This window comes from Planctobacterium sp. AWH2_060, from assembly GCF_056158425.1.
Map to the genome: position 1 here is coordinate 1,515,318 of NZ_JBSWTG010000001.1, position 12,633 is coordinate 1,527,950.

Sequence of the window (12,633 nt, forward strand, 5' to 3'; positions counted from 1 at the left end):
GAGAGGTAAATTCTATGGACATCAAACCAATTAAATCTGATGCCGACTACCGAGCGGCATTAAAGGAAGTCGAAAGCCTGATGATGGCTGCCCCTGACTCACCAGAAGGTGAAAAGCTGGATGTAATGGTAACGCTTATAGAGGCCTACGAGGCCAGACATTTTCCTATGGATTTACCCGATCCTATTGAAGCCATTAAGTTTGAGATGGAGCGCAAAGGATTAACAGTGAAAGATCTCGAACCTATGATAGCGAACCTGACCCCATTTTGCACCATTTAAGCTTGAAGCAAGCGACGCTGAAGAAGAGATTGCATATCGCGACGGCCATCAGCGATCACCATCACATAAACATGCTTTCCAATAATTCGATAAATAATACGGTAGGGTTTGAAATAGAGTTCTCGATATTCTCGGAGGCCGACAGCAAGCAACTCGTTTGGATAAGTCCCGCGCTCTGGGTTGTTGGCAAGGCTTGAAAATGTCTCCTCGATTTTGTCGAGAACATAATCAGCGTTTGCGGGGGCATCATGAGATTCGATATAGTCGTATAGATACTCAAGATCGCAGGCGGCATCGTCGGTGAGAAATACCTGATAACTCATTTACGATTCTTGCTCCGGCTACGAAGCTTAGCAACGACATCACCCGCAGGCTTAACCTTTCCTTCGTCGATCTGACGCTGACCCAGTGCCAACATCTTTAGCAGCGCCATAGTCTCTTGTGTTTGCTCATAGCTTTTGATGTCCTGTATTACAGCCTTAGCCTCACCGTTTTGAGTGATCACTAAGGGTCCCATTTGAGTCGACAGGTTACGCACGACCTCTGCAGCATGAGCTTTCAGATAGCTAATAGGTTTGATTTGATCTGATAATTTCATAAACACCTCTCATTAAGACCAAATATAGTCCTTAAACGGGTCACCGGTCAATTTAAAACATCTGTTGGAACCAGGTAGCGAACGGTCCCCATATTATTACTGATTGGTATTAACCCCACTCCCTTGGAGCAACCCGACAACCAGATACTTTAATCTCCCCCTTCTCGTTCACCTGTGGCAAACTAACTTCAGAGAAAAATAAAAATTACATCAAATAAGGGAACATACTCATGTCAGAGTTTCGTGGCGACAGCATGAGCCGTATAGAAACCTTTGTTGCAGCGGCGTTTGCCTTTGCGGTTTCTATGCTGGTAATTTCAGTAGATTCGATCCCCAGCACATTTGCTGAGTTACAGGATGCGGCAAAACATATTCCTGCCTTTGCGGCCAGCTTTGCGATCCTTGCCTGGATTTGGCATGAGCATGCTACCTGGTGCCGAAAATATGGTTTGGAAGACAACAAAACCATCTTTTTAAGTTGTCTGTTAGTGTTCCTGGTGCTGGTGTATATCTATCCGTTACGCTTGATGATGCAAGGTTTAATGGGCTTTGTGTCGCAAGGATGGTTTCCGTTTAACATGGATTTTAAAGCCGCCTGGCAGGTGCGTTTTCTGTTTGGTTTTTATGCCGTTGGATTTTTTATGTTAAGCCTGACGTTTGCCGGTTTGTATGCCCATGCTGCCAGCCAGGCCGAGGAGATTAAATTAACGGATGACGAGGGGTTTGTTGCTAAAACAGAAGCCTGGTTATGGCTGAGTTCCGCCAGTATTTGCGTATTAGCCCTGGTTTTGGCGATATTCGTTCCTACCAAATGGATAGGTTTTACGGGCTTTACTTACTTTTTACTGTTCCCGCAAAACTATATTCTAAAGGATAAACTGATTAAATCTGGCCTGAAAACAGCGTAGATTGTTAAGGTTTAACAAGGTGCAAATCCGGTTGGATTTGCACCTTTTTTACAATAAAGATGCACAATCAAAGTTTGTTGCTTAGCCGCACCAGTGATGACAAAAAGTCGTCTGCAGCGCGTTCCATTTTCTGAACCCTTTCCATTGTGGCTTCATTCACGCCATTGGCAGCAGCTGATACCACTTGTTTAGAAACATCATAAAATTTCTGCATTGCTTGCTGACTGGATTTAAACTCACTCAGTTTGCCGTATTTATCCTGACCATCCCGTTGCATCCAGCGAGCTAATTCAGAATCGTCCTTACCTGGCAAGTTGCCACGCCCGCGGCCAGACAGGCTTTCGTAAACCAAGCCTTTAGCGTGAAAAACTTCCACCTGAGCGACAGCTAAAAGACTCTTATCGGCCGTGGATAAGATGGTTTCACGCATTGAGCCTGACATGCTTAAGACCTGAGACACCTTGCTTTTTACTTCACGGGTTTTCTCAACTAAAACGCGTGACTTTTCCGACACATCATTAATGTTCGATTCGATATTTTGGGTGCCCTCTTCTATCTTTTCCACCAGGTTATTAATTTCCTGGGTAGATTCTGAAGAGCGCATGGCGAGGTTTCTGACTTCTTCTGCCACTACCGCAAAACCCCGGCCACTTTCTCCGGCTCTTGCAGCCTCTATCGCGGCATTCAACGCCAGCAAATTAGTTTGTTCAGCGATTGAGTTAATCACACCAACAAAGTTGCTGATACTGCTGGCCAGTCCGGAAAGCTCGCCCGCATGTGTCACCCCTTTTGCAGCAATGCTGTCGATCTGACTCAGGCCGCTCACCGCTTCGTCTAACATTTCAGCCGAGCCGCTGAACAAATCATCGGTATTGGCCAGACTATCCGATTGTGATGACAACACACCAGCGCAATCCTGCAACAGGTCTTTCATGTTATTGAGTTGCGCATTGCCGCGCAACAAACTCTCAGCGAGTTTGCTCTCGCCCGAGTCTTTTTGTTGTGTTTCAGACAACAGAATTTCCGCATCTGACAGTTGTTTTTCCAGAGCAGAAATACGCTGATTCAGCGTCTGATTTTCATCGGTTAATTGTTTTATTTGACGGAGATCGTCTTCGTTACTTTTTTTTAACCACCACATAGGGTCTATTCTCTTGTTATTGAAACAATATATGTGTGTTTATTTATCGTCTGATGTCGTAAAAGCATCAGACATTTTTACAAATTTCTTTCTTTACCCTCAGGCTCGCGCCAACCGGGGAAAACTTGGGTACAGGTTTCCAACTCGGCTTTATTAAAGATAGAGGGTATTCTCGCTTTTTCCCTACAATTACATACACAGAAGCAAAAAAAGATAAATATTTTTGAGCATTCGTTTGCCATTTGCGAGTTTTATTTAAGTCTTTGCTGTATAACATTTCAGAAAACAAAAAGCGTTTCTCAAGGGTAACCTGGTATCCCATTAACGACAGCCAGTCAATAACTCTTGAACGACTAAAGAAACGTGCCCTGTGCAGTGGACTATCTTTTTTAATGGGTAACCAGCGTGCAACGCCGGCAGCACTGTAAGGATTAAAACCAACTATGATGAGATGTCCATTGGGAATAAGACAATGGTCCACTTCTCTTAAGACCTGATGCGGATCGGCAGAGTAATCCAGCACATGGGTCATTAATACGGCATCTACGCTTTTTTCTCGGTAGGGTAAATCCGTAGGTAAGGCCACGACACCGCCGTCACCACTCTCCTGATAGGCGTGGCATACCTGATGCTTAATCGGACATCCAGATAAGGTTAAAGAGTGGCTTAGGCCTCCCAGTTTTATCAGGTGATAACCAAAGCACTGCTGCATAATCGGAGAAAGCTGCTGTTCATAAACGGCTTTCAACGCCTCTGAGTGGGGCATCGCTTGCCAGGATTGCGGAGCAACCAGTTTTCTACTCAGTAATGCAGGTCTAAACAATAGTATTCCGTAAAAATCAAATTAGCAGTATGAACTCAAGAACGTTATATTATGGCAACTTTGCCAAGAACAATAGTTTTTTAAACAGGATATGATCAACGTTTTTCCGATCCCGGCTTTCAGTGATAATTACATTTGGTGCCTGCACAATCACACCTATGCCGTCGTTGTGGATCCAGGTGATGCCTCGCCGGTACAAGATTATCTGAGAAAGCATAAGCTGACACTGACTCATATTTTAATTACCCACCATCACCCGGATCACATTGGTGGTGTAGCCCAGTTAAAGCAGGCAGGCATAGAAGTGATTGGCCCGGTATCTGATCGCATTGCCCACATAGACAAAGCCGTCAGTGAAAATGATGAGCTAATATTGGAGCCACTTAACCTGCAATTTAAGGTTATGGAAGTCCCGGCCCACACCAGAGAGCATATTGCATTTTATGGTGATGTCGGCTTGTTCAGTGGCGATACCTTGTTTTCAGCTGGTTGCGGCCGTCTGTTCGAGGGTACACCAGAGCAAATGCACAAGGTATTGCAACGCTATGCTAAACTGCCGGAAAATACCAAAATTTACTGCACTCATGAATATACCCAGGCTAATCTGGCGTTCGCGCTAGACTTGTTGCCTGAAGATGAGGCACTGCAAAACTATGAGCGCAAAGTCAGTTTGTTAAGACAACAGAATGTGCCAACATTGCCAACTACTGTGCAACTGGAAAAACAGGTGAACCCATACCTGCGCGTTTCCGAATCACAAATGGTAAAAGCAGTCCAGAGAAAAACCGGTAGCATCCCCGGCAATGATATCGAGACATTTGCCGCCGTGCGCCGACTCAAAGACCAGTTTTAATGAAGATCACACTAACCAACAGGATTAATTCGTGACCTACAGAGTTTTCATTCCCCTTTTATTGCCTCTTGTTATCCAGGGTTGCCAGTTGACGTCGCCCTTTGACTCGCAGGATACCGATACCCCTGATTTTCTGGCAGCAGAATATACCGATGAATGTGATATTACGCCTGACGTAGCGGATCTGACTTTTGACTGTGACGAAAACAGTGAAGGTACGCACCCGATCATTCACCCGGTAACCGAGCTGGAAGAGTTGATAAGCTCAGTACCCCAAGTTGAAGAAGTAACCGAAGAAGACGGTGTAGAAAGAGACGATTTATGGCAACAAGTGCGCTATCAATTGTCTATGAATATCCCTGACGACAGACGTATCTGGAATCAACAAGCCTGGTATCGCAAACACCCTGAATATATGCAACGGGTTAACAAGCGTGCAGCTCCATTTTTTAAACATATCGTAACGAAACTTGAAGCAGCTGACATGCCCATGGAATTGGCCCTGTTACCCATTGTAGAAAGTGCTTTCGATCCTTTCGCATATTCTCATGGCAGAGCAGCTGGCATGTGGCAATTTATCCCGGGCACAGCAAAGCGCTTTGGCATAAAACAAACCTGGTGGTTTGATGGCAGACGCGATGTTTTGGCGGCGACAGATGGCGCAATCAAGTATCTAAAATATCTACACAAGTTTTTTGATGGTGACTGGTTACACGCCATAGCCGCCTATAACAGTGGCGAAGGTAGAGTCAGAAATGCCATCAAACGCAATAAAAGAGCGGGTAAACCAACTGATTTTTGGCATCTGGATTTACCACGCGAAACTCGTGCCTATGTGCCCAAACTATTAGCTTTATCAGACCTGTTAAACCGTGCTGATGAACTTAATTTCGACTGGCCAACGCTTAAAAATGAAGACGTAACGCAGGTAGTCGATGTTGGCTCTCAAATTGATTTGGCCATGGCGGCAGAATGGGCAGGATTAACCGTTGAACAACTGCATTCACTGAATCCAGGCTTTAACCGCTGGGCAACTGATCCAAACGGTCCTCATCGTTTATTATTGCCTATTGATAAGATTGAGCAATTTGAATTAGCGCTGGGTGAAAAGTCCGAGCGCCAGCGCCTTAACTGGGTAAGACACAAAATCAAATCCGGTGACAGCCTGCTAAAACTAGCGAAAAAATATCACACTTCAGTTGATGTCATTCAACAGGTGAATGAATTAAGAGGCAATGTAATCAGAGCCGGTGATCACCTGATGATACCTGTGGCGCTTAAGTCGCTGGATTATTACTCTCTGTCAGAAGAACAACGCCTGTTGGCTAAACAATCGGAAAAACGCGGTTCATACCAACTGCAACACACGGTTAAAAGTGGTGATACCTTGTGGGATATCAGTCGCGAATACAATGTAAATCTGCGCAGTCTGGCCAAATGGAATGGTATGGCACCAACCGATCCGTTAAAACCTGGCAAAAAGCTGGTGATATGGGTAAACAAGGTCAGTGAAATGCAAGCTGATAACGCAGTTGTACGGACCGTTACCTACACGGTACGCAAAGGCGATTCGTTGGCCCGTATTGCCGGTAAGTTCAATGTTGCAGTCAGCGACCTGACCAAATGGAATCAGTTGAATAAGAACAAATACCTGCAACCCGGACAGAAACTGAAGATCTTTGTGGATGTTACCCGCACCTAGTGTTGGTCAGATTTCATTCCAACAGCGATGCGTGATTTAAGCATCGCTGTCCTACTAAAGTGTAATCTCCCCTTATAGGCCTGAATTTATTCATACGCCGCGGCTAAATGAAAGTCGAGAAAACCTTAGCTCAGGCCACCATGTCAAACTGCAATAATGGCGTGACATCAAGATAATGTGCGGCTTCTTTCGGGCTTTTAACCAACGGCACTTCGCCAAGGAACGGCATGTCCAGATGCTCTTTTAAGGTCTTAACATTTTCCGTTAAAAACGGCATTCCGGCATCAACGTGGTTGGCTACCCAACCCGCTATCTTAAGACCATCCTGCTCAATAACTTCGGCGGTCATACAAGCGTGATTGATACAACCCAGTCGCACTCCCACCACCATGACAACAGGGATATCGTATTGTTTGACAAAATCCGACATAAAGCGCTTTTCGCCCAGGGGTAAGCGCCAGCCTCCCGCGCCTTCCACAATAGTCAGATCTGATTGTTTGTTTATCAGCTTTTCATAAGCCTCGGATATCGTCTTCAGACAGATTTTACGGCCTGCTCGTTGTGCAGCCAAATGGGGTGCAACCGCATCCTTGAACGCATATGGATTAACTTCGTCGTACCTGAGATTAATGGTACTGGCATCCTGTAAACTCAATGCATCTTCATTTCTTAGACCTGAAGGAGTTTCAACACACCCCGAAGCTACGGGCTTAAAGCCGACGCAGGTCTTACGTTTTTGCTCGTAAATGTGCATTATGGTGCGCGAAATAAACGTCTTACCTACTTCGGTATCGGTTCCGGTTACGAAAAAAACGCTCAAGCTATATTCTCCGATTGAGGTTTACAAAAACTAAGGAAAGCGATTTGCCAGGTTAGTGGCAACCGACCTTCAATAGCAAAATGATTCTGATAACTAGTGTTTAATATAGTCAGTTTTCGCTTATTCAATCGTCCATGATTCTGACTATTGACTACCACACCTGCTCCAATATCTTTAATGGAGTGTAGCACTTCAAAAACATTACTATGCCAGGAGGTAAAGGCTTTTTGCTGAAGCGTTACGCTAAAACCAGCATCCTGAAAAGCACTTTGCCACTGGCTGGCTGGCATAAACTGATTAACCGGTGAGGTTTGAGCAATCGACTTCCAGCTATCATTTATCTCACTCAGAGAGCCATCCACGACCACAGCAATCGTCCCCTTGCCCTGCGGAGACAGAACCCGAAAGCACTCTCTGGCTACATTTGCGGGACTGGTCAGCCATTGCAAGGCCATACTACTGTAAAGCAAATCCACACTATCATTGCGCAAGGGTAATGCTTCAGCGTCTGATACAACCCAGTTAAGTCGATTACCGGCATGATGATTTTTGGCATAGTTGATCATGCCCTCAGATAGGTCCAGGCCGGTTACCTCACGAGCATATTCTAACAACCTGAGAGTGTAAGTGCCGGTGGCACAGCCAATATCTATGGCCTGCGACCAGGTCTTTTGAGAAGGAGAAAGCGACGCCACTAAACTGAGGGCATAATCAGCGATTTCCCGTTGAATAATGGCGTGACTGTCATATTGCGCGGCGGCTTCGCCAAAGCGACAGGCAATAGCTTGCTTCATAGCATTGGCAGCTTTTGAGTCGGCAGATATTGAAGAATCTGCACAGCTATTTGGAATACTTACAGTACCATCAGATTCTGGCTTGTAATCATCTGCCATCAACATGTCAAAGCTCCGCTATTTTTTTGCAAAGCCTCGGCGAGGCAAGCCACTAAGGATTTAATGTGGTTTTCCTGGTGTAATGCTGACAGGGTTATTCTTAATCGGTCTGTGTGTTTTGGCACTGTCGGATAACGAATACCGGTTACCCAATACCCTTGCTGACGCAATGACTCACTGATATCTATCGTGGCTTTAGGTGAACCGATAATAACCGGCTGAATAGCGGTTTTTGACTCAGCAATTTCTATCCCCTTTTGCTGGCAGGCTTCCCGGAATACAGCGATATTTGAATTTAACTGGGCCAGTCGCTGTGGCTCTTTTTCAATCGTTGTCAAACTGGTTAGCGTGGCATGTGCATGGGCAGCGGAAAAAGCTGTGCTGTACACATAATGACGGGCAAAGTTCTGCAAATAAGTAATTAGCTCTTTTGAACCTGCCACAAAGGCTCCGCCAGTACCCACAGCCTTGCCGAAGGTAGCCATGATAATCTCGGGTTTCTGAGTCTCGCCGTTGTGCTCAAGGCCAAACTGCTCAGCACCTAAAACCCCGATACTGTGGGCATTATCCAGCATTAACCAGGCATTATGCTGCCTGGTATGTTGCAGCAATTTAGCCACTGGCGCCTGATCACCGTCCATACTGAACACCCCTTCAGACACCACCAAAATATCCTTACTTCCGGTATTTTTCGCCATGCCTAACAAACCCTGCAGGTGTTCCATATCGTTGTGCCTGAAACGTTTCAGTGCAGCATCGGCCGACAAACCACCGTCAATCAAGGACGCATGGCTGAGTTTATCGGCCAGGATAAGGCCTTCTGAGTGGCACATCAGAGTTTTACACACGGCGTAATTAGCAGCGAAGCCAGAACTGAAAAACATCACCGCTTGCTGACCAGTAAGTTCGCTTAGATAGTCACCCAGTTGTTGATGCGCCTTGCTATACCCCGTCACCACAGGAGAGGCTCCTGAACCTGCGGGTAGCTCAGATGCAAATGCTCTGAGGACATCCGGATGCTGACTCATACCCAGATAATCATTGCCCGAGAAATTCAGGTAAGTTTTACCCTGGATTTGCAAAGCAGCACCCTGAACGGCGTCAACTACCACCGGTTGTCGCAGCAGATTTTGCTGCTGTCGTTCAGCAATAGCCGAGTGAATGTGTGCGAACGGCATCGCGCGCTACTGAGCCGCGTCGTAGAACAACTTGTCTTGCTTTTGCTCCTGAACAGCCTCAAGCAGCACTGCCTCATGAGCTTCATCCGAGTAATCTCGGCCTTTTTCAGGGTTAATTCCCAGCTTTTTAAACAGTAACAAATCTTTGTCGGTTTCCGGGTTAGGCGTAGTAAGCAGTTTACAGCCGTAAAATATTGAATTTGCACCCGCCATAAAGCACATCGCCTGCATTTGTTCGTTCATAGCCTCACGCCCTGCTGACAAACGCACATGCGATTTAGGCATCATGATCCGCGCCACGGCGATAGTACGGATAAATTCAAACGGCTCCAGATCTTCCTGGTCCTGCAAAGGCGTGCCTTCAACTTTTACCAACATATTAATTGGTACGCTTTCCGGATGTTCTTCCAGATTCGCCAGTTGCATTAATAGTCCCGAACGGTCATTAGCTCCTTCACCCATGCCCACGATGCCACCAGAACAAACATTCATACCGGCTTCTCTGACATTGCTCAAGGTATCCAGGCGCTCCTGATAAGTGCGGGTGGTAATAATCTCGCCGTAAAATTCTGGAGATGTATCCAGGTTATGATTGTAGTAATCCAGACCGGCTTGCTTTAATGCCAACGCCTGGTCACGACTTAACATACCCAAAGTCATACAGGTTTCCAGACCCAGCGCTTTTACGCCTTCGATCATTTGCACCAGGTAGGGCATATCTCGCTCTTTGGGGTTACGCCAAGCGGCGCCCATGCAAAATCGTGTTGAACCAGTCGCTTTCGCGTGTCTGGCAGTCTCCAGTACTTTTTCAACTTCCAGTAAACGCTCTTTTTCCAGGCCAGTGTCATATCTGGCACTTTGCGGACAATATTTACAATCCTCCGGACAGGCTCCGGTTTTAATGGATAACAAGGTGCTTACCTGCACCTGATTGGGATCAAAATGCTGGCGATGAATAGTTTGCGCCTGAAACAACAGATCGTTAAAAGGCATATTAAATAGGGCGTTAACTTCAGCCAACGTCCAGTCGTGACGTAACTGAGTGGCAGATTCATTTTGATTGAGCATGGAGATTCCTGTAATCACGCTTTATTTTTTGCCTGCTTAGTCTAAAATCGCCATTTAATTTGTCAACTTAAAGAATGGCCCAAAGTTTACCTTTGGTTGCTTTTTAATCTAACGGTGAGTATTTTGTCCTCTATTGACGTTCAATTCGACACACAGCATATCTGGCACCCCTACACTTCCGCCATTTCTCCCTTACCCTGTTATCCGGTTAAATCCGCTTCCGGGGTGCGCCTTACTCTGGAAAACGACCATCAGGTTATCGACGGTATGAGTAGCTGGTGGGCAGCGGTACATGGCTACAATCATCCGGAATTAAATGCGGCTGCCGAACAGCAGTTAGCAAAAATGGCACACGTTATGTTTGGCGGTCTTACCCACGAACCGGCCATTTCCTTGTGTAAAAAACTGGTAGATATGACACCTGATGGTTTAAATCGCGTGTTTTTAGCCGATTCCGGCTCAGTGGCAGTGGAAGTGGCCATGAAAATGGCGGTGCAATACTGGGCTTGTCAGGGCAATAAGAACAAGCATAAGTTTATTGCACCGCGCAATGGCTATCACGGCGATACGTTCGCCGCCATGTCGGTGAGCGATCCTACCAATGGTATGCATTCATTATTTGCTCCGGTACTTAATCAACAGTTATTTGCTCCGGCACCACAAACCCGCTTTGGGCAGCATTGGAATGAAGACGAAATGGGTCCGCTGGTTGATATGTTGGAAAATCATCACCACGAAATAGCCGCTATGATCCTGGAGCCTGTGGTTCAGGGAGCCGGTGGTATGAGAATGTATCATCCGGAGTATTTGCACCGGGTCAGACAATTATGCGATCAATACGATATTTTGCTGATTTGCGATGAAATCGCCACCGGCTTCGGTCGCACCGGTAAACTGTTCGCCTGTGAGCATGCCGGTATCAGCCCCGATATTCTGTGTTTGGGCAAAGCGCTGACCGGTGGGTATATGACATTAGCGGCAACCCTGTGCAATGATGATGTTGCCCTGGGAGTCTGTCAGGGGCAACCTGGCGTGTTCATGCATGGTCCGACTTACATGGGCAACCCGTTAGCCTGCGCAGTGGCAAACGCCAGCTTAGGCATACTGCAACAAGGCCAATGGCAGGAACAGGTGCTGCGGATAGAACAGCAGTTAAAGGCAGAACTGTCCCCCTGTAAACAATCTGCAGCGGTAGCAGATGTCAGAGTATTGGGAGCAATAGGGGTAATAGAAATGCGCTCGGCCGTCGATGTAGCAGCTGTCCAACGCTTCTGTGTGGAGCGAGGGTTGTGGATACGCCCCTTCGGCAAGCTGCTCTATGTCATGCCGCCTTACGTTATTTCGGAGCAAGATTTGAGTCAGGTGACTCAGGTATTAACTCAATTGGTGGCTCAACTAACCGCCTGATACACGCCAATAACAAAGGCTGAAGCCACCAGCACTAAAAATATCAAACCGCTGGCCCAGTTTTCATTCTGGCGGCGGTAGCGATATCGGCGTAACAACAACATGGAAACGCCAAACAAAATGCAAAACAAAAATAGTGCGTAAAGCCAGGGCAGTAGAGCGTCATTCCACTCTTCTCTGCCGGTAACACCCCAAAAGCGCTGAACACCGGACACCCGCTCAGGTCTGGCATAATGGAACACCACCAGTCCACTGACAAATAAAACCCAGGAAACAATGCTGCCGACACGACTTAATCGATAAAAAAAGTCATGCTTTTTTGAAGTCATTCTTCGGTCAATGCCGTCCCACTTATCTGCCATAGTTACTCCCACTGCGCAGCTGTATCTATTATAGCGGCAAGATCAGGTAATTATTGATACCCGAGTTATTCTGACAACTGGCTGTATACCCAAACCACCTCAAGATACTGTTTCAGAGCTATCATCTTGAGGTGATTTGGGTATATATATCAGGACGATGAATTTCCATATGGGTTTCAGGCTTGTTAATACTGGTGAAACCGAACTTTGCGTACAATCCCTGAGCATCACTGGACGTCAAAGTCATGCGGCGCAAGCCTTGTAAATGTGGATGAGCCATCGTAAATCGCATTAATTCGCGCGCGATCCCATTACCGCGATAAGCGTCCACCACAAAAACATCCTTTATATTGGCATAAGTAGCATAATCCGTAATAACCCGCACAAACCCAACCTGCTGCGTGCCCAGGTAGGCACCGATACACAAGGAGTTCTCCAAAGAAACCACCACACGTTCCAGAGAAATACCTTTTGCCCAGTAACTGTGATTGGTTAAATAGTCATGAATTAATTCCACATCAAGTAGTTGTTTATCATCACTGAGTTCAAGCTTTTGAGGAGCATTATCTGTATTGTCTGTCATTAGCGGCTTATTACGA

General features: G+C 46.3%; 14 protein-coding genes and 1 pseudogene. 5 read left to right on the forward strand and 10 right to left on the reverse strand.

The genetic code is table 11. From position 1 onward, the window contains the following. Positions 1-14: 14 nt before the first annotated feature. Positions 15-251: pseudogene (locus tag ACXAD8_RS06655) on the forward strand (helix-turn-helix domain-containing protein); the annotation flags it as partial. Between the two features lie 26 nt (positions 252-277). On the opposite strand, the gene ACXAD8_RS06660 reads toward ACXAD8_RS06655, so the two are convergent. Further along, entirely contained in the window at positions 278-604 is a 327-nt protein-coding gene (locus tag ACXAD8_RS06660; RefSeq protein ID WP_475226418.1) for a type II toxin-antitoxin system RelE/ParE family toxin, read from the reverse strand. Further along, complete coding sequence (locus ACXAD8_RS06665; protein WP_475226421.1) at positions 601-879, reverse strand: type II toxin-antitoxin system Phd/YefM family antitoxin; 279 nt, start codon at positions 877-879, stop codon at positions 601-603. The genes ACXAD8_RS06660 and ACXAD8_RS06665 overlap by 4 nt, the downstream gene beginning before the upstream one ends. A 230-nt stretch (positions 880-1,109) precedes the next feature. On the opposite strand from ACXAD8_RS06665, the gene ACXAD8_RS06670 reads away from it, so the two are divergent. Beyond that, the gene (locus ACXAD8_RS06670; protein WP_475226423.1) at positions 1,110-1,787 is read left to right on the forward strand and encodes a TMEM175 family protein; all 678 of its coding nucleotides are present in this window, start codon (positions 1,110-1,112) and stop codon (positions 1,785-1,787) included. Between the two features lie 67 nt (positions 1,788-1,854). Here ACXAD8_RS06670 and ACXAD8_RS06675 read toward each other — a convergent pair whose 3' ends face one another. Both ACXAD8_RS06675 and ACXAD8_RS06680 read right to left on the reverse strand, forming a co-directional pair. Continuing rightward, complete coding sequence (locus ACXAD8_RS06675) at positions 1,855-2,928, reverse strand: methyl-accepting chemotaxis protein (RefSeq protein WP_475226426.1); 1,074 nt, start codon at positions 2,926-2,928, stop codon at positions 1,855-1,857. Between the two features lie 67 nt (positions 2,929-2,995). Beyond that, complete coding sequence (locus tag ACXAD8_RS06680) at positions 2,996-3,751, reverse strand: class I SAM-dependent methyltransferase (RefSeq protein WP_475226428.1); 756 nt, start codon at positions 3,749-3,751, stop codon at positions 2,996-2,998. Between the two features lie 91 nt (positions 3,752-3,842). Between ACXAD8_RS06680 and gloB the strand changes: the two genes are divergently transcribed. Both gloB and ACXAD8_RS06690 read left to right on the forward strand, forming a co-directional pair. Beyond that, positions 3,843-4,604: a hydroxyacylglutathione hydrolase gene (gene gloB / locus ACXAD8_RS06685; protein WP_475226431.1), complete on the forward strand. Its 762-nt coding sequence runs from the start codon at positions 3,843-3,845 to the stop codon at positions 4,602-4,604. A 31-nt stretch (positions 4,605-4,635) separates the two neighbouring features. After that, positions 4,636-6,306, forward strand: coding sequence for a lytic transglycosylase (locus ACXAD8_RS06690; RefSeq protein WP_475226434.1), 1,671 nt, complete (start codon positions 4,636-4,638; stop codon positions 6,304-6,306). Between the two features lie 130 nt (positions 6,307-6,436). On the opposite strand, the gene bioD is transcribed toward ACXAD8_RS06690, so the two are convergent. From bioD to bioB, 4 genes are read right to left on the reverse strand one after another with little or no spacing between them, the layout of a single operon-like run. Next, positions 6,437-7,126, reverse strand: a complete 690-nt coding sequence (bioD, locus tag ACXAD8_RS06695; protein WP_475226437.1) for a dethiobiotin synthase — start codon at positions 7,124-7,126, stop codon at positions 6,437-6,439. Continuing rightward, a complete protein-coding gene (locus tag ACXAD8_RS06700; protein WP_475226439.1) occupies positions 7,123-8,025 on the reverse strand; it encodes a methyltransferase domain-containing protein in 903 nt (300 codons plus the stop codon). The genes bioD and ACXAD8_RS06700 overlap by 4 nt, the downstream gene beginning before the upstream one ends. Further along, entirely contained in the window at positions 8,019-9,197 is a 1,179-nt protein-coding gene (locus ACXAD8_RS06705; RefSeq protein ID WP_475226442.1) for an aminotransferase class I/II-fold pyridoxal phosphate-dependent enzyme, read from the reverse strand. Before ACXAD8_RS06705 ends, ACXAD8_RS06700 begins: the two co-directional genes overlap by 7 nt. A 6-nt stretch (positions 9,198-9,203) precedes the next feature. Further along, the gene (gene bioB / locus ACXAD8_RS06710) at positions 9,204-10,265 is read right to left on the reverse strand and encodes a biotin synthase BioB (RefSeq protein ID WP_475226445.1); all 1,062 of its coding nucleotides are present in this window, start codon (positions 10,263-10,265) and stop codon (positions 9,204-9,206) included. Positions 10,266-10,388: 123 nt separating this feature from the next. On the opposite strand from bioB, the gene bioA reads away from it, so the two are divergent. Next, complete coding sequence (gene bioA / locus ACXAD8_RS06715; RefSeq protein ID WP_475226447.1) at positions 10,389-11,672, forward strand: adenosylmethionine--8-amino-7-oxononanoate transaminase; 1,284 nt, start codon at positions 10,389-10,391, stop codon at positions 11,670-11,672. Here the strand turns inward: bioA and ACXAD8_RS06720 are convergent. Together ACXAD8_RS06720 and ACXAD8_RS06725 are read right to left on the reverse strand one after the other, a co-directional pair. Then, entirely contained in the window at positions 11,657-12,034 is a 378-nt protein-coding gene (locus ACXAD8_RS06720) for a hypothetical protein (RefSeq protein WP_475226450.1), read from the reverse strand. The genes bioA and ACXAD8_RS06720 overlap by 16 nt on opposite strands. Before the next feature lie 121 nt (positions 12,035-12,155). Next, positions 12,156-12,617, reverse strand: coding sequence for a GNAT family N-acetyltransferase (locus ACXAD8_RS06725; RefSeq protein WP_475226453.1), 462 nt, complete (start codon positions 12,615-12,617; stop codon positions 12,156-12,158). Positions 12,618-12,633: the final 16 nt, after the last annotated feature.

Bases quoted from the DNA above. Each gene is read 5' to 3' on its own strand.
- ACXAD8_RS06665 (WP_475226421.1), bottom strand. From the start codon at position 879: ATGAAATTATCAGATCAAATCAAACCTATTAGCTATCTGAAAGCTCAT.
- gloB (WP_475226431.1), top strand. From the start codon at position 3,843: ATGATCAACGTTTTTCCGATCCCGGCTTTCAGTGATAATTACATTTGG.
- bioB (WP_475226445.1), bottom strand. From the start codon at position 10,265: ATGCTCAATCAAAATGAATCTGCCACTCAGTTACGTCACGACTGGACG.
- ACXAD8_RS06660 (WP_475226418.1), bottom strand. From the start codon at position 604: ATGAGTTATCAGGTATTTCTCACCGACGATGCCGCCTGCGATCTTGAG.
- ACXAD8_RS06700 (WP_475226439.1), bottom strand. From the start codon at position 8,025: ATGTTGATGGCAGATGATTACAAGCCAGAATCTGATGGTACTGTAAGT.
- ACXAD8_RS06725 (WP_475226453.1), bottom strand. From the start codon at position 12,617: ATGACAGACAATACAGATAATGCTCCTCAAAAGCTTGAACTCAGTGAT.
- ACXAD8_RS06705 (WP_475226442.1), bottom strand. From the start codon at position 9,197: ATGCCGTTCGCACACATTCACTCGGCTATTGCTGAACGACAGCAGCAA.
- ACXAD8_RS06675 (WP_475226426.1), bottom strand. From the start codon at position 2,928: ATGTGGTGGTTAAAAAAAAGTAACGAAGACGATCTCCGTCAAATAAAA.
- ACXAD8_RS06670 (WP_475226423.1), top strand. From the start codon at position 1,110: ATGTCAGAGTTTCGTGGCGACAGCATGAGCCGTATAGAAACCTTTGTT.
- ACXAD8_RS06720 (WP_475226450.1), bottom strand. From the start codon at position 12,034: ATGGCAGATAAGTGGGACGGCATTGACCGAAGAATGACTTCAAAAAAG.